The organism is Symbiopectobacterium sp. RP (assembly GCF_050472005.1).
Taxonomy (GTDB): Bacteria; Pseudomonadota; Gammaproteobacteria; order Enterobacterales; family Enterobacteriaceae; genus Symbiopectobacterium.
In genome coordinates, this window is record NZ_JBGOGS010000002.1 from 610,012 (window position 1) to 633,596 (window position 23,585).

At 51.4% G+C, this 23,585-nt stretch carries 29 protein-coding genes, 4 pseudogenes and 1 riboswitch; of the genes and pseudogenes, 19 read left to right on the plus strand and 14 right to left on the minus strand.

Annotation, left to right across the window (positions count from 1 at the left end; genetic code table 11):
• Positions 1 to 14: 14 nt before the first annotated feature.
• Together speE and ACD630_RS21475 are read right to left on the minus strand one after the other, a co-directional pair.
• Complete coding sequence (speE, locus tag ACD630_RS21470; RefSeq protein WP_430360580.1) at positions 15 to 869, minus strand: polyamine aminopropyltransferase; 855 nt, start codon at positions 867 to 869, stop codon at positions 15 to 17.
• A gap of 101 nt (positions 870 to 970) precedes the next feature.
• Positions 971 to 1,309, minus strand: coding sequence for a YacC family pilotin-like protein (locus ACD630_RS21475; RefSeq protein WP_430360581.1), 339 nt, complete (start codon positions 1,307 to 1,309; stop codon positions 971 to 973).
• Positions 1,310 to 1,699: 390 nt separating this feature from the next.
• Here ACD630_RS21475 and ACD630_RS21480 point away from each other — a divergent pair, with 390 nt between their 5' ends.
• The 5 genes from ACD630_RS21480 (at position 1,700) to ACD630_RS21500 (ending at position 5,280) form a co-directional block, all read left to right on the plus strand.
• Positions 1,700 to 2,368 carry an ABC transporter permease gene (locus tag ACD630_RS21480; protein ID WP_430361231.1) on the plus strand — a complete coding sequence of 223 codons (669 nt, stop codon included), beginning with the start codon at positions 1,700 to 1,702 and terminating at the stop codon, positions 2,366 to 2,368.
• Positions 2,369 to 2,567: 199 nt separating this feature from the next.
• Positions 2,568 to 3,242, plus strand: a complete 675-nt coding sequence (locus ACD630_RS21485; protein WP_430360582.1) for a hypothetical protein — start codon at positions 2,568 to 2,570, stop codon at positions 3,240 to 3,242.
• Between the two features lie 143 nt (positions 3,243 to 3,385).
• Positions 3,386 to 4,426, plus strand: coding sequence for an ATP-binding cassette domain-containing protein (locus tag ACD630_RS21490; RefSeq protein ID WP_430360583.1), 1,041 nt, complete (start codon positions 3,386 to 3,388; stop codon positions 4,424 to 4,426).
• Between the two features lie 198 nt (positions 4,427 to 4,624).
• The gene (locus tag ACD630_RS21495) at positions 4,625 to 4,870 is read left to right on the plus strand and encodes a hypothetical protein (RefSeq protein WP_430360584.1); all 246 of its coding nucleotides are present in this window, start codon (positions 4,625 to 4,627) and stop codon (positions 4,868 to 4,870) included.
• A gap of 179 nt (positions 4,871 to 5,049) precedes the next feature.
• Positions 5,050 to 5,280, plus strand: coding sequence for a hypothetical protein (locus ACD630_RS21500; protein ID WP_430360585.1), 231 nt, complete (start codon positions 5,050 to 5,052; stop codon positions 5,278 to 5,280).
• Positions 5,281 to 5,297: 17 nt separating this feature from the next.
• On the opposite strand, the pseudogene ACD630_RS21505 reads toward ACD630_RS21500, so the two are convergent.
• Positions 5,298 to 5,462, minus strand: a pseudogene (locus ACD630_RS21505) (2-phospho-L-lactate transferase CofD family protein); the annotation flags it as partial.
• A 418-nt stretch (positions 5,463 to 5,880) separates the two neighbouring features.
• Positions 5,881 to 6,030: riboswitch (molybdenum cofactor riboswitch) on the plus strand.
• On the opposite strand from ACD630_RS21505, the gene moaA reads away from it, so the two are divergent.
• The 9 genes and pseudogenes from moaA (at position 6,018) to ACD630_RS21550 (ending at position 10,730) form a co-directional block, all read left to right on the plus strand.
• A complete protein-coding gene (gene moaA / locus ACD630_RS21510; protein ID WP_430360586.1) occupies positions 6,018 to 7,007 on the plus strand; it encodes a GTP 3',8-cyclase MoaA in 990 nt (329 codons plus the stop codon). It overlaps the preceding riboswitch by 13 nt.
• Before the next feature lie 40 nt (positions 7,008 to 7,047).
• Complete coding sequence (moaB, locus tag ACD630_RS21515) at positions 7,048 to 7,566, plus strand: molybdenum cofactor biosynthesis protein B (protein WP_430360587.1); 519 nt, start codon at positions 7,048 to 7,050, stop codon at positions 7,564 to 7,566.
• Between the two features lie 2 nt (positions 7,567 to 7,568).
• Positions 7,569 to 8,054: a cyclic pyranopterin monophosphate synthase MoaC gene (gene moaC, locus ACD630_RS21520; RefSeq protein ID WP_430361232.1), complete on the plus strand. Its 486-nt coding sequence runs from the start codon at positions 7,569 to 7,571 to the stop codon at positions 8,052 to 8,054.
• The gene (gene moaD / locus ACD630_RS21525; protein WP_430360588.1) at positions 8,051 to 8,296 is read left to right on the plus strand and encodes a molybdopterin synthase sulfur carrier subunit; all 246 of its coding nucleotides are present in this window, start codon (positions 8,051 to 8,053) and stop codon (positions 8,294 to 8,296) included. The genes moaC and moaD overlap by 4 nt, the downstream gene beginning before the upstream one ends.
• A gap of 8 nt (positions 8,297 to 8,304) precedes the next feature.
• Positions 8,305 to 8,766 (plus strand): molybdopterin synthase catalytic subunit MoaE, encoded by a 462-nt coding sequence (moaE, locus tag ACD630_RS21530; RefSeq protein WP_430360589.1) that lies wholly within the window; start codon positions 8,305 to 8,307, stop codon positions 8,764 to 8,766.
• Positions 8,767 to 8,937: 171 nt separating this feature from the next.
• Positions 8,938 to 9,648, plus strand: coding sequence for a Bax inhibitor-1/YccA family protein (locus ACD630_RS21535; RefSeq protein ID WP_430360590.1), 711 nt, complete (start codon positions 8,938 to 8,940; stop codon positions 9,646 to 9,648).
• 159 nt (positions 9,649 to 9,807) lie between these two features.
• Positions 9,808 to 9,879: a hypothetical protein gene (locus ACD630_RS21540; protein WP_430361233.1), complete on the plus strand. Its 72-nt coding sequence runs from the start codon at positions 9,808 to 9,810 to the stop codon at positions 9,877 to 9,879.
• Between the two features lie 158 nt (positions 9,880 to 10,037).
• Positions 10,038 to 10,163: pseudogene (locus ACD630_RS21545) on the plus strand (type II toxin-antitoxin system MqsR family toxin); the annotation flags it as partial.
• A 74-nt stretch (positions 10,164 to 10,237) separates the two neighbouring features.
• Positions 10,238 to 10,730, plus strand: a pseudogene (locus tag ACD630_RS21550) (type II TA system antitoxin MqsA family protein).
• A 23-nt stretch (positions 10,731 to 10,753) separates the two neighbouring features.
• Here ACD630_RS21550 and ACD630_RS21555 read toward each other — a convergent pair.
• The 7 genes from ACD630_RS21555 to ACD630_RS21585 form a co-directional block, all read right to left on the minus strand.
• Positions 10,754 to 11,860: an ABC transporter permease gene (locus tag ACD630_RS21555; protein WP_430360591.1), complete on the minus strand. Its 1,107-nt coding sequence runs from the start codon at positions 11,858 to 11,860 to the stop codon at positions 10,754 to 10,756.
• A gap of 12 nt (positions 11,861 to 11,872) precedes the next feature.
• Positions 11,873 to 13,033 (minus strand): ABC transporter permease, encoded by a 1,161-nt coding sequence (locus ACD630_RS21560; protein ID WP_430360592.1) that lies wholly within the window; start codon positions 13,031 to 13,033, stop codon positions 11,873 to 11,875.
• A complete protein-coding gene (locus ACD630_RS21565) occupies positions 13,026 to 14,768 on the minus strand; it encodes an ATP-binding cassette domain-containing protein (RefSeq protein ID WP_430360593.1) in 1,743 nt (580 codons plus the stop codon). Before ACD630_RS21565 ends, ACD630_RS21560 begins: the two co-directional genes overlap by 8 nt.
• Positions 14,765 to 15,763: a secretion protein HlyD gene (hlyD, locus tag ACD630_RS21570; protein ID WP_430360594.1), complete on the minus strand. Its 999-nt coding sequence runs from the start codon at positions 15,761 to 15,763 to the stop codon at positions 14,765 to 14,767. The genes ACD630_RS21565 and hlyD overlap by 4 nt, the downstream gene beginning before the upstream one ends.
• 23 nt (positions 15,764 to 15,786) lie before the next feature.
• Positions 15,787 to 16,476 carry a transcriptional regulator CecR gene (gene cecR, locus ACD630_RS21575; RefSeq protein WP_430360595.1) on the minus strand — a complete coding sequence of 230 codons (690 nt, stop codon included), beginning with the start codon at positions 16,474 to 16,476 and terminating at the stop codon, positions 15,787 to 15,789.
• Positions 16,477 to 16,761: 285 nt separating this feature from the next.
• The gene (locus ACD630_RS21580; protein ID WP_430360596.1) at positions 16,762 to 17,481 is read right to left on the minus strand and encodes a hypothetical protein; all 720 of its coding nucleotides are present in this window, start codon (positions 17,479 to 17,481) and stop codon (positions 16,762 to 16,764) included.
• A gap of 38 nt (positions 17,482 to 17,519) precedes the next feature.
• On the minus strand, positions 17,520 to 18,071 hold the full coding sequence (locus ACD630_RS21585; protein ID WP_430360597.1) for a hypothetical protein: 552 nt from the start codon (positions 18,069 to 18,071) through the stop codon (positions 17,520 to 17,522).
• 304 nt (positions 18,072 to 18,375) lie between these two features.
• Between ACD630_RS21585 and ACD630_RS21590 the strand changes: the two genes are divergently transcribed.
• Genes ACD630_RS21590 through ACD630_RS21600 form a run of 3 tightly spaced genes read left to right on the plus strand, consistent with a single transcriptional unit; the run spans position 18,376 to position 19,342 of the window.
• On the plus strand, positions 18,376 to 18,846 hold the full coding sequence (locus tag ACD630_RS21590; RefSeq protein ID WP_430360598.1) for an IS630 transposase-related protein: 471 nt from the start codon (positions 18,376 to 18,378) through the stop codon (positions 18,844 to 18,846).
• Positions 18,729 to 19,199, plus strand: a complete 471-nt coding sequence (locus tag ACD630_RS21595; RefSeq protein ID WP_430361234.1) for an IS630 family transposase — start codon at positions 18,729 to 18,731, stop codon at positions 19,197 to 19,199. The genes ACD630_RS21590 and ACD630_RS21595 overlap by 118 nt, the downstream gene beginning before the upstream one ends.
• A complete protein-coding gene (locus ACD630_RS21600) occupies positions 19,124 to 19,342 on the plus strand; it encodes a hypothetical protein (protein ID WP_430360599.1) in 219 nt (72 codons plus the stop codon). The genes ACD630_RS21595 and ACD630_RS21600 overlap by 76 nt, the downstream gene beginning before the upstream one ends.
• Before the next feature lie 93 nt (positions 19,343 to 19,435).
• On the opposite strand, the pseudogene ACD630_RS21605 reads toward ACD630_RS21600, so the two are convergent.
• Positions 19,436 to 19,609 (minus strand): annotated as a pseudogene (locus ACD630_RS21605) (helix-turn-helix domain-containing protein); the annotation flags it as partial.
• A gap of 11 nt (positions 19,610 to 19,620) precedes the next feature.
• Here ACD630_RS21605 and ACD630_RS21610 point away from each other — a divergent pair.
• A complete protein-coding gene (locus ACD630_RS21610) occupies positions 19,621 to 20,082 on the plus strand; it encodes a hypothetical protein (protein WP_430360600.1) in 462 nt (153 codons plus the stop codon).
• A 40-nt stretch (positions 20,083 to 20,122) separates the two neighbouring features.
• On the opposite strand, the gene ACD630_RS21615 is transcribed toward ACD630_RS21610, so the two are convergent.
• Together ACD630_RS21615 and ACD630_RS21620 are read right to left on the minus strand one after the other, a co-directional pair.
• Positions 20,123 to 20,830 (minus strand): BRO-N domain-containing protein, encoded by a 708-nt coding sequence (locus ACD630_RS21615; RefSeq protein WP_430361235.1) that lies wholly within the window; start codon positions 20,828 to 20,830, stop codon positions 20,123 to 20,125.
• A 67-nt stretch (positions 20,831 to 20,897) separates the two neighbouring features.
• Positions 20,898 to 21,938 carry an IS481 family transposase gene (locus ACD630_RS21620; RefSeq protein ID WP_430360601.1) on the minus strand — a complete coding sequence of 347 codons (1,041 nt, stop codon included), beginning with the start codon at positions 21,936 to 21,938 and terminating at the stop codon, positions 20,898 to 20,900.
• 195 nt (positions 21,939 to 22,133) lie between these two features.
• On the opposite strand from ACD630_RS21620, the gene ACD630_RS21625 reads away from it, so the two are divergent.
• Positions 22,134 to 22,304 carry a hypothetical protein gene (locus tag ACD630_RS21625; protein WP_430360602.1) on the plus strand — a complete coding sequence of 57 codons (171 nt, stop codon included), beginning with the start codon at positions 22,134 to 22,136 and terminating at the stop codon, positions 22,302 to 22,304.
• A gap of 9 nt (positions 22,305 to 22,313) precedes the next feature.
• Here ACD630_RS21625 and ACD630_RS21630 read toward each other — a convergent pair whose 3' ends face one another.
• The gene (locus ACD630_RS21630) at positions 22,314 to 23,582 is read right to left on the minus strand and encodes an ISL3 family transposase (RefSeq protein WP_430360603.1); all 1,269 of its coding nucleotides are present in this window, start codon (positions 23,580 to 23,582) and stop codon (positions 22,314 to 22,316) included.
• Positions 23,583 to 23,585: the final 3 nt, after the last annotated feature.

Consider the following 23,585-nt stretch of genomic DNA (forward strand, 5'->3'; position numbering starts at 1 on the left):
TATGGCTGTAAGCGTCAGGCTAATGCATTCAGTATATATTGTGGCAGCGCAAAGCTACCCGTGTGGACAGCCGGATTGTAATAACGGCAGGTGATGCCTGAAGCGTGATAACGTGCCGTAAGCGTGTCCTGTGCTACTAGGCGCAATGTCGGATCGTTGCTGGCCCAGGCAAAGGTCATGATGCCACCGTAATATGTGGGGATTGCCGCCTGATAGAAGGTGACATCCGAAAAAGAGCGGTTGAGTAAGCGGTGGCTGTTGATGGCTTCATCCTGTTGCAGGAAACAGACGCCATTTTGTGCGACAAACAGGCCGCCAGGATTCAGGCTATGCGCACAGCCATCGTAACACGCTGAGCTGAAAAGGCTTTCTCCGGGGCCGATGGGATCGGTGCGATCAGAAATGATCACATCAAACCTATCGCGGTTTTGGCTGACAAAATCAACGCCATCGGCGATCACCAGCGTTAAACGCGGATCGTCATAAGCTCCGGCACTGTGGTTGGGAAGGTACTGGCGACAGAAACTGACCACCCCCGCATCAATCTCCACCATGGTTATGTGTTCTACTTCCGGATGGCGACACACTTCGCGCAGGATGCCGCCATCGCCGCCGCCGACAATCAGCACGCGCTTGGCAGCGCCATGTGCCAGCAGAGGGACATGGGTTAGCATTTCATGGTAGATAAACTCGTCGCGTTCGGTGGTTTGCACCACGCCATCCAGTGCCATCACGCGCCCCAGCGCCGCATTTTCGAAGATAATCAGATCCTGATGGGCGGTTTTTTCATGAAACAGCACTTGGTCAATGGAAAAATATTGGCCGAAGCCGGCATGTAACGTTTCATGCCATATCTCTTTTCGGGACATGTCAGGGCTTCCTCTGCGATAACCGCCGTGAAAATGAGCGCGCCATCATAGCTAACTCGCTGATGGCTTGCACGGCGAAATTTCAGGCAGTGCGGGAAACGTTACGCGAGCAGACCGAGCGAGTTTTGCGCCAGCGATTGACACTTTTTGGGCGTCGGTATTGGGATGTTACTCAGATCGCGGTAGCTATCCTCACCCAGGGTGGTCATATCAAAGTCACTGTAATTGTTGAGATTCCAACGGTTTTGCTGTGCAAAAGCGACCAGAACGCGTCGAATATGATCGTTGGGAATGTCTTGATAGCCACAGTTGTTTTTTAGATAGACGAAAATGGCCGTCAAGTCAGCGAGATCTTCCGCCTCAAGTTCATTCAGTGCGTTACTGGCTGACGAAAATCCCATCAGACTCATAAGCAGCAGTGCCAGCGCAGAGCGTTTCATGATTAAACCTGTATCAACAATCGTAAAATGACGTTATCACAGATGGGGTAAGTGGGTTCAAGGTTTATTTTACGCGTTCACGTTAGTAAAACTCGTTATTCCCTGATGTGCCAATCTGTACGGTTGAGACCAATGGCCGGATTAAGCCCCATTTATTCCGTGTTGATAACATGACGCCGTGCGCAGCCTCCGTTATTATAGCCAAGCGACATTATTTTGATAACAATTAGCTGTATTTTTTTGCCACATATCAGGGCATTGGCTGTAATCATTTTTAAGTCTGTTGGCTATAATAGATGATGGTCAATAGGATTTACCGTTGCTGGTGTGATGATATCGGGTCTCTGGCGTATCAGTTATTGAGTGATTAACGGAGCATTTTTGCTTCCCGTGGGGATCGTCTTCGCGCTGGCATTTTGGCTCGATGCTAGCGGCATGCTGGCACTGTGGCAGCAGGGGATGCCGCTTTATCTGCTGCATACGATGATTCTGGTCTGTGGCGCTGAGCCTGCTGATCGGGTTGCCTGCTGCCTAGCCTATTACCGTTTTCCCGGTAAACGCGGCGTTGCTTGGGCCTTGTGCTTACCGCTGGCCATGCCTGCCTTTTTGATAGCCGATTTTTATGCCGATATGCTGGGGCAACATGGCGTGCTGTGGGCCCTGTTAGATTTTCCTGCGCTCAGTGAGGAAAGTGCGCACAGCCGAACGCTGTTGGGCGCTTGTGTCGTGCTGGCGCTGGCCTTTTACCCTTATGTTTATCTGCCCGTGCGTCGTGCGCTGGAATCCCAACCTCCGCACTGGTTACAGGCCGCGCAGCTACTCAAACTGACGCCGCGCCAGGTATTCTGGCGTTTGTCTTTCCCGCTGGTGCGTCCGGTTATCGGAATGGGTGTCATGCTGGTGGCCGTCGAGGCCTTGAATGATTATGGTACCGCGCGCTTGCTGGCACTACCTACGCTGACAACGCGTTTGATCGATGCTGGCGTGTTGCAAGGTGATACTCAGGCTGTCGCCCATTGGACGCTCTCTCTGTTGCCTTTTGTTGTGCTGCTTACCTAGCTTGGCCTGCGTTTTGCCCGCCAGCAACGGCAAAATACCTTTCCGGGGAGCGCAGATGACATCGTCAAGCCGGTGCTGACGGTCGGTATGGCGCGACTGGTCACGCTGGTATGCTGGGGGCTGGCGCTGTTGGCTTTCGATTTACCGCTCGGTCGCTTGCTGTATTGGCAATTAGCGAATATAGCCAACCGACTTAAAAATGATTACAGCCAATGCCCTGATATGTGGCAAAAAAATACAGCTAATTGTTATCAAAATAATATCGCTTGGCTATATCCGCGACGGCTGGAGCGCAACGCTGCTAGACGCGTTGTTGAACAGTCTGACCATGGCATCGTTGGCTGCCGTTATTCTGTGCGCGATGATGATTCCTTTTCTGCTGTTTATTCGTTTGGCGGGGTTACGTGCCGGACGCGTTTCTTTCGCCTTGGCGCAGTGGGGCTATGTGTTTCCGGCGGTTGCACTGGCGACGGGCATTGCCATTCCGCTAATTGCACTGGATAACGGACTTCGTTCTCTGGATATGCTGGCGGAGATACCGTTTGTACCCCAGCTGTTTTCCAGCGTCTGGTTGATCATGGTGCTGGTTTACTGCGCCAAATTCAGCCGTTTTGTGTTGGAGCCACTCAGTATACGTATGGCGAACATTCCGAGCATTCTCGATCAGGCCAGCGCGATGGCTGGACTCACGCTGTGGCAACGCGGAGCGCGCGTCTATTTCCCGTTACTGAAACCACAGGTGATGATGGGCGTGGTGATTCTGTTTTTCGAAGGCATGAAAGAGTTAAATGCCGCATTTTTATTCCGCACGTTCGGGTGGGAAACGTTGCCGACGTATGTTTTTCGTCTTGCTGCAGATAACCTGTTGCAGTGAGGGGCATTGCCAGCGCTGTGTTTAGTGCTGATTGGCGCTGTGCCGATGTTGTGGTTTCAATGGCTTTGGAAGGGAAATAATCGATGACGCCCACCACGGTTTTGGCGGTGCGAAGCGTATCTTGTCATCTCAGGCAGCAGCCCGTGCTGGACGGGGTAACCTTTTCAGTGCGCGAGCAGGAACTGATTTGCGTATTGGGCCCCCACGACAGCGGCAAGACCACGTTGTTGCAAGCGATCGCTGGCTTGTTGCCGCTGACAAAAGGGGAGATAGCGCTTGTCGGTGAGCGCATGAGCACCCCAATGATATCTGTTCCCGCACATCAGCGTCCTGTTGGGTTGGTGTTTCAAGACTACGTCCTGTTCCCGCATTTAACCGGGCAGGAGAACTTGGCCTTTGCCTGCCCGGTGCCTATGACGCAAGAACATAAAGATGCGGTGCAGGAGATGCTGACGCTATTGGGATTGACCGAGTGCGCAGCGCGCTATCCTCGCGACCTCTCTGCCGAGCAGCAACTGCGCGTGGCGTTAGGGTGCGCGTTATTGTGTAAGCCGCGTCTGTTGCTGCTGGATGTGCCGTTCCCCGCCATGGATAGCATAGGTATCTACACATCTTTTGCAATATCTGCTATTACGTTGCTGCATGATCTCAACTTATCCATCGGCGGGATTGATGCCCGCCTTAACCGGCGTTATCAGCGTCTGGTTAACCAACACATGACTCCCGCAGCACCATTGGCGTCAGCCGTTAAAGACCTTGCCTGTGCGCAGAAAACAACATTCGCCACTACTCAGGCCGTTTGGCGTTTTTTTAATAATGAACATATTAGCTTCAGTCAGCTCAATGAACCGATTATTTCGCTGGCTCTCCGGCAGGTTGCACTTAGCCCGCATCCATACGCTCCCGTTGTTCACGACTGGTCTCATTTACAGTTTCGTACCCACAATGGGAAAGAAGAACGTTTGAAAATGACGCATGGTGGCGACGTCGGTTATGAACTACAAACCCGCCTACTGCTTGATGCTGCAAATGGTTTACCAATAGCGCCCCTGTCTCAAACTCTAACCGATAGGGCGGGTTGTCGTTCAACGCTAAGCGAGGGCTTGTCTGAGAGTCTGACTCATATGGATGCTTTGACGGCTGATATCGCCCGCGTTGAGTCTCTTGATACCGGAAGAAGTTAGTTCATCTCATTGACCGTGAAGGTGACTCTATCGGGCATATGCGCACATTAAGCTCCCAGGGAATATGTTGGCTTATCCGGGGATAAGGAAGGGCATCGGGCCGAGTGGAGCGGTGACACCCGTAAAATTGGTGAACTTGCAGACGATCTGTCATTTATCGCAAACAGACAGGTTGGCTGGAAAGGGAAAAAAGCCAATATGGAGATCGGGGAAACATCCGTGATCATAACGCGAACAGCAAAAGCGAAGCGGAAAGACAAGAACACCGGACGGCGAGTGAAAGTTCAGCCAGGCGTAGCTCTGACACTCAGATTAGTTGTGGTTCGCCTTACCGATACTCACGGTAAATTTATCGGACGCTGCTCACAAACGTTAGCAACGAGATCACCAGCGCGGAAGTCGCTCGCTGGTATAGAAAAGCGACATTATTTTGATAACAATTAGCTGTATTTTTTTCCACATATCAGGGCATTGGCTGTAATCATTTTTAAGTCGGTTGGCTGTATTACTGGCGCTGGGGTATTGAATCCTTTTTTAAGCTGCTGAAAGGTGCCGGTCATGATGTAGAAAAATGGCTTGAGCGCAGTGCTGGTGCCCTGCTACGCAGGTTATTGATAGCTAGCATGGCATGTGTGCTGGTATGGCGGCTGCAACACGCTGAAGGAGACGACAATGCGGCAGCCCGTCAGTTAATTTGCCGATTATCCGGACGACAACAAAAACGAGGGTGTAAAGAAAGCGCCCCAGCGCTGCTTGCCGGACTATCCATCCTGCTAAATACCTTGACGTTATTAGCAGACTATACCCCGGAAGAACTTGCCCACTTCGCTATGGTGGTTTTTAACCCTTTATGATGTGTAGATACCTATGCCTCTGCGCGGCGGATCCTGCCCGTCGAGCCGCCGTTATCGGTGGTCGTCACAATGCCGGTGAGTCGTGAACCCAACGAGGAAAGTGATGACATGACGCGACCAAGGCCGTGCCCGCCACCCAGCGCGACAACCTTGTCGAGATCGGCTAACGTGCGATTGCGCATAGAGGCCTTTTGCAAAAGAGGGGGAATTCACGTGGCTAAGGTAGCTGATTTCTCTCATAAAGGGGCTTTGTTGAATAAACATATTTTATGCTGCACCCCCGGTGAAACGACAGATCCTCGCAACGCAAAACCATGCAGTTAGGCCTCATAAGAAAACTGTAAACCTGAGGTGATAAGCATTTTCTACCAAAACTGGCTGTAAAAACAGCATGACTCACTATTATTCAACAAAGCCTCATAAAGGCGAAAAAAACCAAAAATCTTTGCCTCAGGATGAATTACGACAATTTTTTACGCCTCTTTTCGACTATGCTGGAAGCCTGTGGAAGATAAAAAACATTTATATATTAGATATATAAGTAAATATATAACGAATATTGGGGTGACGTAATGCGTGAGTAACGTTAGACTCTTCTTTGATGAAATCAGACTCCTAGCCTTTGTGCCTAAGTGATGTGGCAGTGACTGTGTCATACGGTGCTCTGGCCGTGACCCTTGAGGTCACCAGGGTGCAGGGGAGAAATGCCCGAGCCTCCCGAATTTGGAAAGGTGTTTATGCTAAGTCAATTGACGGATGCGTTTGCGCGCAAGTTTTATTATTTGCGCCTTTCGATCACAGATGTATGCAACTTTCGTTGCACCTACTGTTTGCCTGATGGCTATCAGCCTTCTGGCGCACCCACCAAGCGTTTTCTCTCTCTGGATGAGATCCGTCGGGTCAGCCGCGCTTTTGCTGCGCTCGGTACGGAAAAAGTGCGTTTAACTGGGGGAGAACCTTCGTTAAGACGTGACTTTGTCGAGATTTTAGCTGCCATCCGAGAAAATCCTTCGATCAAAACCCTGGCGGTGACCACCAATGGCTATCGGCTGGCGCACGATGTGGAAGTATGGCGTGATGCCGGGCTAACGGCGCTGAATGTCAGTGTTGATAGCTTGGATGCGCGTCAGTTCCATGCGATCACCGGGCAGGATAAGTTTCATCAGGTGATGGCCGGGATCGATGCTGCCTTTGACTGCGGTTTTGCCAAGGTTAAAGTGAATACCGTGCTGATGCGTGATGTTAACGATAATCAGCTGAATGCGTTTCTGCACTGGATCAAGGACCGACCCATCCAACTGCGTTTTATCGAACTGATGGAAACCGGAGAGGGAAGGGAGCTGTTTGCCCGTCACCATCTGCCCGGAACGGTCATTCGCGACAAATTGTTGGCTCAGGGCTGGCAACTGGCGCCGCGCGGCCGCAGTGATGGGCCAGCCCAGGTGTTTCGGCACGATGATTATCAGGGCGAAATCGCCCTTATCATGCCCTACGAAAAAGATTTTTGCCTGAGTTGCAACCGCCTGCGCGTGTCCGCCGTGGGTAACCTGCACCTGTGCCTGTTCGGCGAGCAGGGCATTCGCTTGCGCGACCTGTTGGCGGAGGATAGCCAAATGGACGATCTCGCGCTGCGTATTGCGGGTGGGTTATCGCTGAAAAAACAGACCCACTTCCTGCATGATGGCAACAGCGGCATAACGCAGAACCTTTCTTTTATCGGTGGCTGATAGCTACTCTTGCGATTTTCCGTGTTAAGAGGTGTGTGATATGAGCAAGGTCAGTGATGACTTCATTCCGCTGCAAATTGCAGTATTGACCGTTTCTGCGCGTCGTACCGCGCAAGATGATACTTCAGGTGACTATTTGCGCGAAGCGGCACAAGAGGCCGGGCACCAGATTGTGGCCAGCGCCATTGTCAAAGAGAACCGCTACCTGATTCAGGCGCAGGTTACCGCCTGGATTGCCAGCGAGACGGTGCAGGTGATTCTGATCAATGGTGGCACGGGTTTCACCGCTGGCGATGTCACGCCAGAAGCCATCTCTCCGCTGTTCGATCGCTCAATTGACGGTTTTGGTGAACTGTTTTGCATGGTCTCCTATGAGGATATCGGCACCGCCACCATTCAGTCCCGTGCTGTTGCGGGTCTGGCAAACCAAACGGTTATTTTTGCCGTGCCCGGCTCGACACGTGCGTGTCGCACTGCCTGGGAACGTATCATTCAGGAACAGTTGGATGCCCGGCAAAAACCGTGCAATTTTTTCCCCCATTTAAAGAAATCGAATTAATCATGTCATCTCAGTTCACCCATATTAACGCCGCCGGCGAAGCCACCATGGTGGATGTGTCAGCAAAAGCTGAAACGGTGCGCGAAGCGCATGCGGAAGCCTTTGTCACGCTGTCAGCGCAAACACTGTCGATGATTATCAATGGGCAGCACCACAAAGGTGACGTGTTCGCCACCGCGCGCATTGCCGGGATTCAGGCGGCTAAACGCACTTGGGAACTGATTCCACTGTGCCATCCTCTGCTGTTAAGCAAAGTTGCCGTTGAGCTGACAGCCGAGCCTGAGCATAACCGGGTGCGCATCGAATCGCTGTGCCGTTTAACCGGTAAAACGGGGGTGGAGATGGAAGCGCTGACCGCTGCCTCGGTAGCTGCGTTGACCATTTATGACATGTGCAAAGCGGTGCAGAAAGACATGGTTATCGGCCCGGTGCGTTTGCTGGCAAAAAGCGGTGGCAAATCCGGAGATTTTCAGGCGGAGGGGCAATGATTAACGTGTTGTTTTTCGCACAGGTTCGTGAACTGACGCAAACGGATTCGCTTAGTCTTCCTGCGGAATTTTCCTGCGTTGAGGATTTGCGCCAGACGTTGGTCACACGCGGTGAACGCTGGGCGCTGGCGTTGGAGTCCGGCAAATTGCTGACAGCCGTGAACCAGACGTTGGTCGAGCCTTCACACCCGCTACGCGATGGTGATGAAGTGGCGTTTTTTCCACCGGTAACCGGAGGCTGATGATGCCAGTGAGCCCACAACCAGAAACCCGGATTGAGGTCGGCACTGCGCCGTTTGACGTGGGGCTGGCCTATCAGTGGCTGGCACAATGCGACGAAGACGGTGCGGTGGTCACGTTCACCGGTAAAGTGCGCAACCATAATCTGGCTTCCGATGTGAGTGCATTGACGCTGGAGCACTATCCGGGGATGACTGAGAAAGCGTTGGCGGAGATCGTTGAGCAAGCCAGAGAACGCTGGACACTACCGCGTGTCTATGTGATCCACCGCGTTGGACCGCTCTATCCCGGCGATGAAATCGTGTTTGTGGGCGTGAGCGCCGCACACCGTCAGGCGGCCTTTGACGCTGCGCAATTTATTATGGATTACCTGAAAACCCATGCGCCATTCTGGAAACGGGAAGCGACGCCGGAGGGCGATCGATGGGTGGATGCGCGTGACAGTGACCATGCCGCTGCTGAACGTTGGTAATTGACGCTCGCTGGTTTTCACCTCTTTCATTTGATTAATGGTCGTTGAAGCTGGCGTGATTTTCGCCACATGCGACACTGCGCCATGTGATACACTTGTCAACGGTGGGCGATGCACGCCCGAGTCACAATCTCTGTCTGCGGTGCCAGACAGCAACGTAAGGGTAGTATTATGGATCGGTTCCCTCGTTCAGGCGATTCGATAGTCGAACGCCCTAATAGCGGCCTTCAGGCTTATATGGCGCAGGTTTATGGCTGGATGACATGCGGTTTATTGCTGACGGCGTTTGTTTCTTGGTATGCGGCGCAATCCCCCGCGATAATGAGTTTCGTTTTTTCCAGCCGGATTACCTTTTTCGGACTGATCATTGCTCAGTTGGGGTTGGTGTTCGTGATTTCCGGTATGGTGCAGCGCTTGAGCGGTAGCGTGGCGACAGGGCTGTTTATGCTCTATTCGGCGTTGACCGGATTGACGCTCTCCAGCATCTTTATCCTCTATTCAGGGCAATCGATCGCCAGCACCTTTGTCATTACGGCAGGGATGTTCGGTGCCATGAGCCTGTATGGTTACACCACCAAACGCGACCTGAGCGGCCTGGGCAGCATGCTATTTATGGGCCTGATCGGTATCGTGCTGGCATCGTTGGTCAATATCTGGTTGAAAAGCGATGCCTTGATGTGGGCTGTGACCTATATCGGTGTGGTAGTGTTTGTGGGTTTGACGGCCTACGACACGCAAAAACTGAAAAATATCGGTGAGCAGCTCTCTGCTGACGACCGCGACAGTTTTCGCAAATATGCCATCGTGGGGGCATTGACGCTTTACCTAGACTTTATCAATCTGTTCCTGATGCTGTTGCGCATTTTCGGCAACCGCCGCTAATACGCATCTGCAATTTGAAGTATGACGGGTATATAGCCCCGCGCGTAGAACGTGCGGTTTTTTTGGGGCGCAACCTAGCCATTACCGTATGGTTGATGTTGAAACTTGTAAAACCTACTTGGTGATTATTTTTTGATGGCATGTGTGCAGTAATAATCGCTGACCTGTCAGGTTTTTTACAAGAGTATGACGACATACCTCGATCATACGGTGTGGCAGGGGCTTTGTTGAATAATAGGTAATCATGCTGTTTTTCCATGCCAGTTTTGGTTGAAAATGCTTGTCATCTCAGGTGTACACTTTTCTCATGAGGCCTAACTGCATGATTTTACGTTACGAGGATCCGTCGTTTCGCTGGGCTGCCAGCATAAAATCTATTTATTCAACAAAGCCTGTGGCAGGATGTGTACCGCCCGACGATAAAGGGTATCAGGTGTTATATAAAAGTGACGGTACTCGATGATGTACTCATCGTCTCATTTAAGGAGAAGTATAGCCAAGCGACATTATTTTGATAACAATTAGCTGTATTTTTTTGCCACATATCAGGGCATTGGCTGTAATCATTTTTAAGTCGGTTGGCTATAGAATGAAATGTCCTCAGTGTGGCGATGCCGAAATGGAACAACGTGTAAAAGATGTTCCCTATTCATGGCGTGGCAAAAAAAAGATTTTGCAGCAAATCCGTGCGTTGCATTGCCCTAAGTGTGGTGAAGTGGTGATGGACAAAGCCGAGTCGGCCGAGTACATGGCGAAAGTGGTCGAGTTTAAGAATTCGATTATTAATGATACGGTCAAACCGGCGTATATCATGAACGTGCGAAAGAAACTCGAATTATCGCAACGAGAAGCCGGGCGAATATTTGGTGGCGGTGATATAGCCAACCGACTTAAAAATGATTACAGCCAATGCCCTGATATGTGGCAAAAAAATACAGCTAATTGTTATCAAAATAATGTCGCTTGGCTATAACGCATTTTACCGATATGAAGCGGGAAAATCGCAGCCCCATCCTTCTACGGTGAAATTGCTGAAACTTCTCGATCGCCACCCAGAGTTACTCAATGAAATTTGTGGTTGAGTTGAGCAAAAAACGATGGCGCTTTACGACATCTTTCGCCTGAACAGCCCGTAGGCCGCGCTGCCGGTAGTCGCAGTGATAGCCAGCAGTGGCCACAGGCTGTGCCATACCACGCTGAAATCGGCCCCTTTGAGGTAAATCTGCTTGGTGATGTCAGTAAAATGGCGGATGGGGTTCACCCAGGTCAGATTCTGTAACCATAGCGGCATGTTTTCCACCGGAGAGACATAGCCTGAGAGCAGGATGGCGGGCATCAGAAAAACAAACACACCGATGAACGCTTGCTGCTGCGTGGCGCACAGCGACGAAATCAGTAAACCAAATCCCACCAGAGACAAGCCGTACAGCAGCATCGCCGCATAAAACAGCAGCAGTGAACCCGCAAAGGGAATCTGGTAAGCGAAGATCCCTGCCAGCAGCACGATGGTAGCCTGACCGGTAGCAACAATCAGCGCCGGTACCGCTTTACCAATAAAAATTTGCCAGGTTGCCAGCGGCGATACCAGCAACTGGTCGAGTGTACCCTGTTCACGCTCGCGCGCTACAGAGAGCGCCGTGACAATCAATACGCCGATGGTAGTGATCATGGCGATAAGCGAAGGCACCACAAACCACTTGTAGTTCAGATTCGGGTTATACCAGTGACGCACCACCAGTTCGCTCTGGTTGTTTCGCGTTGTTCCCACCATCAGCTCCCGTTCATATTCCTGAACTATCTGCTGTATATCATTTGCCGCAATTTGCGCGCTGTTAGAACGCCGTCCATCCAGAATGACCTGAAGCGAGGTACTGTTGCCGTTGGCAAGGTCGCGGGAGAAGTCGGGTGGAAAGCGCACCAGCAATAACGCCTTCTGGTTGTCGATAGTTGGTGCGATGGCCTGCGGGCTGCGCAGCGTTAATACCTGAAAGAAGGTGCGCGCGTTGGCGATGCGCTGTGTCAGTTCAATCGATGCCGGTCCACTGTCTTCGCTATAAATCGCGATGGTGGCATTGGTGACATCCAGCGTCGCGGCGAACGGGAACAGAGAAACCTGAAGCACTACAGGGAAAACCAGCAGGCTGCGGGTTTGCGGTTCGCGCAGCAGCGATTGTAGCTCTTTGACGATTAGCGTCCATAAGCGGTAAAACATTGCGATCCCTCCCTAATCCAATCTGCGCCGCGTTTTTAACGCGGTCAGCCCGATGAAAAACAGCGTGGCAAGGCTTAAAAAGCCCAGATTGACCAGCAAGATGCTGACCACATTACCCGTGAGGAATAAGCTTTGCAGCGTACTGACGAAATAGCGTGCGGGAATGATGTAAGAGACGGCGCGTACCAGCGCTGGCATGCTGTCAATTTCAAAGATAAACCCGGAGAGCATGACCGCCGGCAAGAATGCAGCGTTCAGCGCTACCATTGCCGCATTGAACTGGTTGCGTGTCAGGGTGGAAATCAGCAGTCCCATACCGAGGGTACAGGCAAGAAACAGGCTGCTGATGCCAAACAGTATCCAGAGCGATCCACGGTAGGGAACATGCAGCACGAAGACGGCCACCACCATGCACAGCACCATGGCTATCATGCCCAAGCCATAGTAGGGGATTAACTTGGCCAGTAGCAGCTCTGCTCGCGTAACCTGCGTTGACAGCAGTGCTTCCATAGTGCCGCGCTCCCATTCTCGGGCAATCACTAATGAGGTCAGAATGGCACCAATGACGGTCATGATAATAGTGATGGCACCGGGAATGATAAAGTGTTGGCTGATTGCTGCCGGGTTGAACCAATAGCGCAGCTGTAACTCAATGGGTTGCGTAAACGTGTCCCCCTGAGCCAACGCGCGCTGTTCCTGCCAGACCTTCCAAACCCCTTGCACATAGCCGGAAACAAAATTGGCGGTATTAGGCTCACTGCCGTCAGTGATCACCTGTATCGAGGCCAGTCCTCCGGGTTGTGACAATTGCTCGGCAAAATTGCCAAGGATAGTGATCAAACCGCGAATGCGTCCCGCTTGCATCAACTGGATCAATGTTTGGCGGTCGCGGCTGATGGTCGGTTCAATATAGGGGGAGGCGGCAAAGGTTTGGGCTAAATCGCGCGCCGCTTCACTCTGCTCTTCCAGCAGGATACCGACGTGTAAGCGAGTGGAGTCGAGGTTGATGCCATAGCCAAAAATAAACAACAGCATTAATGGGATGACAAAGGCGATCAGACTGCTGCTGGGATCGCGCACAATCTGCTTGCTCTCTTTGCGACACAATGCCCGCAAGCGTCGCCAGGAAAAGGCGGTGCTGTCCGAGAGGGGGTTGCTGTTGGCATTAGTCATGGGCATTCTCCGTGTCGTAGGCCTGAATCAGGGCGATAAATGCCTGCTCCATGCTGGGATCGAGCATGTCTGGCGTAACCGCCTGCTGCTTTAAGGCATCGGGTGTGCCGCTGGCAATCAGTTTGCCACGATAAACCAAGCCGATGCGATCGCAATATTCCGCCTCATCCATAAAGTGAGTGGTCACCATGACAGTCACGCCGCGGCTGACCATCCCATTGATGTGCATCCAGAATTCCCGGCGGGTGAGGGGATCAACGCCAGAGGTGGGTTCGTCAAGAAACAGAATATCCGGCTCGTGCATTAAGGCACAGGCCAAGGCTAAGCGCTGTTTGAATCCAAGCGGCAGGGCGTCTGGCGTTTGTCGGCTTATCGGCGCAAAGTTGAATGCCTGCGTCATGGCCGCGACTTTCTCGCGTTGTTGGCGGCCACGTAGACCGTAGACGCCAGAGAAAAAGCGCAGGTTTTGTTCTACCGTCAGGTTACCGTACAGAGAAAATTTTTGTGCCATATAGCCCAGATGCTGACGCGCTTTGCCTGAGCTGATTTTAAGATCCATGCCCAGCACGCGCGCATGGCCTTCACTGGGCGTGAGCAACCCGCACATCATCTTGAAGGTGGTTGATTTTCCTGCACCATTGGGGCCGAGCAGCCCGAAAATCTCGCCGCGGCGCACGGTAAAATCGACCCGATCGGTCGCGATAAATTCACCAAATTTTCTGGTCAGATGGCGGGCTTCGATCACCTTGTCATCGCCATCATCGGGAATGAACGGCATAATGCGTGCCAGTGAGGAATCCCCTTTGGGGCCACCGCCTAACAGGTCGATAAAGGCATCCTCAAAGCGGGGGGCTGTGGTTTCGGTGTTGTCCGGCGTCAGCGGCAGTGTGTCACACAGGCTGGACGGGGTTGCGCCTGCCTTCAGCATCAGACGCACATATTTGCCTTGAATGACGCCGTCACTGACGGCGGGGTGCTGCAATGCCTGTTGCAGCAGCGTGCGGTGTGCAACGCCATCGGCATGTGCCAGCACGCAGCGACTGGCCATGGTGGCGGTAAGATCTTGCGGCGCGCCGCGATACAGCAATTCGCCGTTATTCAGCAGCAGCACATCACGACACTGTTCTGCCTCATCGAGATAAGACGTGCTCCACAGGATCAGCATACCGTCGTCAGCGAGTTCGTGCACCATGCGCCACAGCTCGCGTCGTGAGATGGGGTCAACCCCGACACCCGCCTCATCCAGCAGCAGTACGTTAGGCTGGCCCAGCAGGGTACAGGCCAGCCCCAGCTTCTGCTTCATGCCGCCAGAAAGTTTTCCAGCCAGACGCGTGGTAAAGCGCGCGAGGTCGGTAAACGTCAGCAAGCGTTCAAAGGTTTCCTGACGCTGTGTGCTGGTAATGCCGCGCAGGTCGGCGTAAAGCGTCAGGTTTTCCATCACGCTCAGGTCTTCATACAGCCCAAATTTTTGCGGCATATAACCAAGGATGGCGTGCAATTGCCGGTCATCCTGTACCGGATCGAGCCCCATCACGCGCAGAGTCCCGCTGCTCGGTGTTAACAGACCGGCCAGCATACGAATCAGTGTGGTCTTACCCGCGCCGTCAGGCCCCACTAAGCCGATAACCGCACCCGCATCAAGCGAGGCGGTCAGCGGTTTCAGCGCAGGCGTGGTGCTGTCAGGGAAGGTTTTTTCTACCCCGTCCAGCGTAATGCGTGGCATGGGATTGTTCATGGCGTTACGCTATCAGTAGTAAAGTGCAACGTCACGGGCATTCCTTGGCGCAGCAGGTCGTCCGCATCGTTCACGATGATACGCAGCCGATAAACCAGATCGGTACGCAGCGCCGGGGTTTCTACGCTTTTGGGGGTGAATTCTGCGCTGGGGGACACAAATCCGACCGTGCCGTGATAGGGGCTGTCTGGGCGGCTGTCCGTATAAATCAGCACTTGTCGTCCTGGTATCGCTTGCCCAAGTTGTGGCTCATCAATGTAGGCACGAATCCACACTGGACGGGTTAACGAGAGCGTAAATACGGTACTGCCGGCGCTGAGCATGCTGCCTGCTTCTGCGGCACGGGTGAGGATCACGCCATCAGAAGGGGCGGTAAGCGTGGTATCGCTCAGATCGAGAATGGCCTGCGCCTGTACTGCTTGCGCCTGTGCCAGTGCCGCCTCGGCGGCGGCAATCTCTTGCGGACGGTTGCCGCTTTCGAACTGGCCCAATTTCTCTTTAGCAGCTTGCAGCGTAGCAAGCGCCTGTTGACGCGCCGAACGGGCATCGTCTAATGTATTTTGTGCTACGGCACCTTTGCCCCACATGCCTTGCTGGCGTTGATAGAATTTGTCGGCGTACTCATAGGCGGCCTGCGCTTGGTCCATTTGAGAACGCACTTGAGCAACCTCTTCACGCCGATAACCTTCCTGAAGCAGTGCCAGCTGAGCCGCCGCGCTGGCAACGTTGGCGTCAGCCTGGCGCAGCGCATTGTGGTGCGGTGCAGTATCCAGCGCAGCGATTGCCTGTCCTGCCTTAACGCTGTCCCCCTCATCCACCTGCAAGGTTGCCAGACGTCCACTGACGCGAAACGCCAGATTCACCGTACAAATATCCACGTTACCGTACAGCGTGATGGGCGTGTCACGGCGTGCATAGTGTGTCCAGCCCGCGTAGAGTGCGGCTGCCAGTAGCAAAAGCACCAGAATGGTCACGCGCGATTTAACTTTATTCATGGAAGGCTTCCCTTTTTGACCGGCTAAAAGCATCCGTGCTGTTGTGCGGCTCTCAGGCCGTCAAGCACCAGTACTATGTGTTGTGTCACCACGTCGTTAATCACCAGACTCTGTTCTAAACCAATGTCGTCCCAGCCTGCTCGTAGTCGTATGGTTTCCCGGGCAAAGCGGAATGCCAGCGCTTCACCGATCAGCGCATGGGCGTGGATAACGGTTCTACGATCGTTGCTGTCTAGCCCAGTGTAGCCAGCGACCAGTTGCGTCATCAACTGATGCATGGGAGCGATAATGCACTCGTGCATCAGCGGATAGGCATCTGTCGGTGACAACTGTTCGTGCGACATAAAGCGGCTGAAGTGCAACGTTTCCGGGCTGGCCATCAGCCGGGTAAAGTTCAGCACCAGTTTTTGCAAATACGCCATGTAACGCTCTGGCGTGCCTGCGGGCTGTTGCAGGTACTCGGTAATTTCTATGCGCAAAGGGAGATAGGTGTGCGCCACTTCATCGGCAACAGCGCTTGCCACCGCGCGATATAACCCCTCTTTGGAGTGAAAATGATAGGTGATAGCGGCAATATTCTGCCCGGCACGGCGGGCAATGTCGCGCGTGGTGGCGGCTTGCAGGCCAAATTCGCCAAACACCTCAAGGGCTGCCTGTAACAGTCGTTGCTTGGTGTGGTCGCCTCGTGTAGGCGACGTTGCCGGGAAAAGCATGGCATAAGCCCCATTCAATCAATCGTATGATTAAATTTAGTGGTTTTAGGGATTTTTTATGTGATCTGATTCTCAGTTAATAAGTGCTGTTATTTCTTCTACATAGGTGCAAGCACTGCATTGGCGATTTCAGACGACAAATATTTTCTATATCCCTTTAATTTGTAATGAAAAAGACGTGATTGTTAGTGTAGCGAAAATATAGATAATTACCATTAATAATCTCATTATCTGTAGTGCATAAACCTCAACAGTCTGGCTGCTTAAGGCATAGGTATCTACACATCATAAAGGGTTAAAAACCACCATAGCGAAGTGGGCAAGTTCTTCCGGGGTATAGTCTGCTAATAACGTCAAGGTATTTAGCAGGATGGATAGTCCGGCAAGCAGCGCTGGGGCGCTTTCTTTACGCCCTCGTTTTTGTTGTCGTCCGGATAATCGGCAAATTAACTGACGGGCTGCCGCATTGTCGTCTCCTTCAGCGCGTTGCAGCCGCCATACCAGCACACATGCCATGCTAGCTATCAATAACCTGCGTAGCAGGGCACCAGCACTGCGCTCAAGCCATTTTTCTACATCATGACCGGCACCTTTCAGCAGCTTAAAAAAGGATTCAATACCCCAGCGCCAGTAATACCAGCGAGCAACTTCCGCGCTGGTGATCTCGTTGCTAACGTTTGTGAGCAGCGTCCAGCGTCCGATAAATTTACCGTGAGTATCGGTAAGGCGAACCACAACTAATCTGAGTGTCAGAGCTACGCCTGGCTGTCGCCGTCCGGTGTTCTTGTCTTTCCGCTTCGGTTTTGCTGTTCGCGTTATGATCACGGATGTTTCCCCGATCTCCATATTGGCTTTTTGCCCTTTCCAGCCAACCTGTCCGTTTGCGATAAATGGCAGATCGTCTGCAATTTCACCAATTTTACGGGTGTCACCGCCCCACTCGGCCCGATGCCCTTCCTTTCCCCGGATAAGCCAACATATTCCCTGGGAGCTTAATGTGCGCATATGCCCGATAGAGTCACCTTCACGGTCAATGAGATGAACTAACTTCTTCCCGGTATCAAAAGAGACTCAACGCGGGCGATATCAGCCGTCAAAGCATCCATATGAATCAGACTCTCAGACAAGCCCTCGGTTAGCGTTGAACGACAACCCGCCCTATCGGTTAGAGTTTGAGACAGGGGCGCTATTGGTAAACCATTTGCAGCATCAACCAGTAGGCGGGTTTGTAGTTCATAACCGACGTCGCCACCATGCGTCATTTTCAAACGTTCTTCTTTCCCATTGTGGGTACGAAACTGTAAATGAGACCAGTCGTGAACAACGGGAGCGTATGGATGCGGGCTAAGTGCAACCTGCCGGAGAGCCAGCGAAATAATCGGTTCATTGAGCTGACTGAAGCTAATACGTTCATTATTAAAAAAACGCCAAACGGCCTGAGTAGTGGCGAACGTTGTTTTCTGCGCGCAGGCAAGGTCTTTAACGGCTGACGCCAATGGTGCTGGGGGAGTCATGTGTTGCTTAACCAGACGCTGATAACGCCGGTTAAGGCGGGCATCAATCCCGCCGATGGATAAGTTGAGATCATGCAGCAACGTAATAGCAGATATTGCAAAAGATGTGTAGATACCTATGCTGCTTAAGGTTAAGGCCCGCCGTGCACTAGCCATGAATTCTGTCCGCCAACGCCACTCCTAATCGGAGTGACGTTGGGCGGATTTTTTTATGCCGGGCCATGTGGGTTCCCGGCGTGTCATTACCAAGTGAAAACGAAAACAGGAGGAGCGCGTGATTCGGATGCGCATGTTATTGGCGGCAGCGCCGTGGGTCTGGGGGGTATCGCAATGTGCTTATGCAGAAGGTATAGCTAAACGACTTAATTTTGATTACATTATTTAAATGAGCTATTCAATTGATTTTAGACGTAAAGTGATATCTACACGGGAAGAAGAAGGGTTGAGTATCCGAGAAACAGCGAAGCAATTTCGGATTGGCCCTGCCTCTGTATTGCGTTGGATTAATCAAATAGCGTCAAAAGCATCGACCACGCGTCAGCGAAAGATCGATAAATCCGAGTTGATAAAAGATGTTGAACCATATCCAGATGCTTACCAAAAAGAACGTGCAGAGCGTTTTGGCGTTTGTCAGAAGGCCATTTGGCAAGCTCTTAAAAAGCTGGGATTGACCTATAAAAAAAAACTCTATGTCATCCGAAAGTCGACGAAAGCGCCCGGCAAGCATTTCAACAAAAAATACAACAGTATGAAAAAGAAGGTAAACCTATTGTTTTTATTGATGGAAGTGGTTTTCCACACGATACCCCACGGACTCACGGCTATTCCCCAAAAGGTCAACGGTGTTTTGGCCTGAAGAACGGGGGAGCCAAGGGAAGAACAAATGTTATCGGCGCTTTATTAGGCACAATGCTGTTTGCTATCGGATTATTTGATATCAATATTAACAGCGATGTTTTCTATTCCTGGGTCACACAAGTCCTTATCCCAGTACTCCCTAAAAACAGGGTAATCGTGATGGACAATGCAACTTTTCACAAAAAACATAATATTCAACAAGTCATCATCGATGCAGGGTATATGGTGGAGTATTTGCCTACATATTCGCCAGATCTTAACCCCATTGAGCATAAATGGGCACAAGCAAAAAGCAAAAAAAGAGAGAGTGGTTGCGATACAGAGATTTTGTTCTCAGTCCATATGGTGTAATCAAAATTAAGTCGCTTGGCTATATTTCTGGTAGCGTATTGGTGAAAAAATTGAATATTGCATCGGCTTTGTTGAATAAACATATTTTATGCTGCACCCACGGTGAAACGACAGACCCTCGCAACGAAAAATCATGCAGTTAGGCCTCATAAGAAAACTGTAAACCTGAGGTGACAAGCATTTTCTACCAAAACTGGCTGGAAAAACAGCATGACTCACTATTATTCAACAAAGCCATGTTGGTTTACCGTCGTTTCGTGCAGACGCAGAGCTTGCGCAATCATCGCAGAGGTCCATCCTTCGGAGGCCAGCAGGACGGCTTTGATGCGATCACAAACACGCTTATCACGACTGGTGTCATGAAGGTGTTCGAGTTCGGCTTTTTGCTTGTCGGTAATAAATATAGCCAAGCGACATTATTTTGATAACAGCTAGCTATGCTTCTTTGCCACATATCAGGGCATTGGCTGTAATCATTTTTAAGTCGGTTGGCTATAGCAACGAGATCACCAGCGCGGAAGTCGCTCGCTGGTATTACTGGCGCTGGGGTATTGAATCCTTTTTTAAGCTGCTGAAAGGTGCCGGTCATGATGTAGAAAAATGGCTTCAGTGCAGTGCTGGTGCACTGCTACGCAGGTTATTGATAGCTAGCATGGCATGTGTGCTGGTATGGCGGCTGCAACGCGCTGAAGGAGACGACAATGCGGCAGCCCGTCAGTTAATTTGCCGATTATCCGGACGACAACAAAAACGAGGGTGTAAAGAAAGCGCCCCAGCGCTGCTTGCCGGACTATCCATCCTGCTAAATACCTTGACATTATTAGCAGACTATACCCCGGAAGAACTTGCCTACTTAGCTATGGTGGTTTTTAACCCTTTATGATATGTAGATACCTATGCCCCTTAACGAGCCGGGGCAACCGTCAGTGCCTCTGTGCGAACTGGCCGAGTTCGGATTTATGCCAGCGGGTCAGCGTATCGGTGAGCATGAAGGCGTTGCTCTGGCTTGCCTCAATGAGCAAGCTATCTATTTCACCCATCACGCTATCCACGTTCTCACGCTTGCGCACAAGCTGCCGAATGGTTCTCCTCTCAGCCTCTACCATTTTAGCAGATTGTAGGCGTTCAATCACAGCCCATATGCGTTCGCATTCTCGTGCGATATGCGGGATATGGCGGACTTCCATCGGCTGAGGTGAGGGAATGCCTGTGACTTCCCCTAAAGCGTACCATATGCCATTGCTCCATGCCTGCTTGAAGCGGAAGTTATGGCTCATGTGCCAAATCAGGCGGGCGAAGTTGGAGGTATCCTTAGCGGTGAAGAGTTCGTGGAACTCGGGCTTATAAACAGGATGTTCGTACTTGCCGGTCTTGCGGATTGAGAGAAGTACGTAATTGAACACCCAATCTTGGAATTGCTTCGCCTCGGGTTTGTTGCTACGGAAGATGACGCGGTAGAGGTTGGGTTCGTTGACGAAAGTTGCTTCTTGCTCGCGACCCATAATATCGATGACGTCCGTTTTGCGTACCCCACTCTCATATAGAACTTCAGCGGCAACACGGCGTGAGTTTGCGATTGTGAGAACCTCACATACATCTTTTTTGAGACAGAACCAGAGTTCACCATCGATTACTTTGTACTAGCTCAGACCTGAGCTGACAGTTACCGATTATTTATACAGGTGGGTGTCTGTCAGATTACATCTGGTTCAGATTCTTTTCTGCCCAGATCCGTTTTCCATCGAGTAAAGTGGCCATCGGCGTACGCCCGCAGCACATTTTTCCCTGATGAGTTCGCTCATTATTGTAATGCCACAACCAGTTGTCCAGATCTACCTGCAGACTTTCTAGGTCTCCATATAACTTCTTGCGGAACGTAACCTGATAAAAATCCTGCAAGATGGTTTTATGGAAGCGCTCGCAGACGCCGTTCGTCTGCGGAGACATCGCCTTCGTTTTCGTATGCTCGATATCGTTGATAGCCAGATAAAGCTGATAATCATGCTGCTCCACTTTACCACAGTACTCCGTACCCCTGTCGGTCAGTATTCTCAGCACCGGCAGTCCCTGAGCCTCGTAGAACGGGAGTACGCTATCATTGAGCAGGTCGGCGGCGGTGAGCGGTGTTTTATTCGTATACAGCTTGCAGTGTGCCACTTTCGAGTACGTATCCACGAACGTCTGCTGGTAGATACGGCCCACCCCCTTCAGATTGCCCACGTAGAAGGTGTCCTGCGAGCCCAGATACCCGGGATGTGCCGTCTCGATTTCACCGCAGGCCTCATCATCGTGCGCCTTCTTCTCCAGGGCTGCGATTTGAGCGTCGGTAAGGACAATGCCTTCTCTGGTGACCTTTTCCTCAAGCGCCTTCAGGCGTTTACGGAAGTTCTCCAGGTCGTGTCGTTGCCAGATGGAGCGCACGCCGCTGCCGGAGATAAACACGCCTTTTTTACGCAGCTCATTACAGGTCCAGTGCTGCCCATGGGGCGGGAACTCAATAGCATAATCAACAACCGCGCGTTCAGTGGCTTCGTCGGCGCGGTTCTTCAGGTTCGGAACCCGGCGCTTCTGGTTAACCAGCGCATCAATGGCGCCTTCAGCAGCCAGTTCCTGATAACGGTAAAATGTATCGCGTGACACGCCCATGCTCTTGCAGGCTTTTGATACGTTACCGAGTTCTTCGGCGAGATTGAGCAGGCCGGCTTTGTGTTTGATAATGGGATTGTTAGTATGAAGCATGAGAGTTACCTCGCGTTTTGTTTAAGGATTAGACACCCATATCAAAACCGGTAACTCTCAACCTTTCAAGGTCCAGTGTCAGATCTAGTCGCGACTAATATAATTACTTGGATACGTACATTGTGAGATTCTTTAAATGAAAAGCTATTTGCAATCTAGGGTTAGAATTCATTTATATAGCCAACCGACTTAAAAATGATTACAGCCAATGCCCTGATATGTGGCAAAAAAATACAGCTAATTGTTATCAAAATAATGTCGCTTGGCTATACTGACCTTGGATCTATCCTTTGCCCGAATCTGTCTTCTGATTGGATTTCATTGTCCCTAGTGCATCACTATAATCAAAGTCTGGTTGGAAATTAGGAATCTGTTCTAGTCCAGTTCACCACTCTCAGCCTGCTTCAATAGTGTCGGGATGTGTGGGCCATATTCCACCTTGCCGCGCCCAGCCCGAATACCACTCCCAACCTTGCGAGCTTCTGCGGAATAGAGTGTTTTGGCCCGAATGATCTCGTAGCTGTATCCCCGACCCAGACGATTTACCATTTTGATAAGGCCATTAAGTCCTTCTGTGTACGCGTTGGTAATCGGGAATGGCGCATCCCAGTAGGCAAAGATATCTTCGTAGTGGTTGTGGACCGTTTTAGCCAGTTTCTTGAACGGCTCCAGCCCCTGATCTGGAAGACTGTTCTCCCAGGCTTCGAAAGCGTTCTGAGCGTTTTGCTTGTCAGGTTCGTCGTAAATGCCGAAGAAGGCTTCTTTGAAGTCATAGGCTACCGCAAGTTCAGGTATCTCCTGACGAACTATTTCTAGCGCTTTTTGCTCTGGGGATGTCAGGTTGCCAGGCCGTTTCAGAGTGAGGCAGCGAATGGACTTCTTGACATAAATGCGCTGTTCCTTACCGAGCTGGGCTTGGTACTTCTTCCTTTCCTCTTCCAGCGCCTCGGACGCCATTTTGACCACATGGAACTTATCGATTACTAGTTTGGCGTTGGGAAGATACTGGGTAAAAGAGCGTTTAAAGGGCCGCCACATATCCGTACACACCCACTCCACCTTGTCTCCGTCCGGCAAGTCTTTGAAGAACGGCTTCAGGTGTTCCTGGGTGCGATATTCCAGCATATCAAAGACATTATTGGTCGCCAGATTGCTGATAACGCAACGATAGTCACCAGCCAGATTGACTTCATCAATCCCCATAATGACCGGTGTTTCATAACGAACGGTTTGGGATAGCTCGTTGATCAAATCATGGGCAATATTCTTGACGGTATTCACCGCCACACCAGTTTGCTCTGCCAGAGCACGGAAAGTCGTCCCCAGGCACTGTTGCCGGATCACATCGACCAGTCTTTTGGTGGCACGGCGTTTGTCATCAAGAAAGCTCAACTCTGGCATGGCCATTTTGCCACACGACTCACAGCGAAAACGGGGGCGCTGAACTTCAAGGCGAACCGGCTCCATGTACAACGGGGTGTCCGAAAATTTGTTCTTGCGCGTACCGTGCTTATGCATGGGGATATTGCAGCCCTCGCACAGAGGTACTTTGACCATTTCTGTTACGGCAACAATGATGAGTGCCTTGCTCTCTTTGTACATGTCCACCGGTTTGACACCCGGTAAATTCAGCAGGTCAAGCATCGT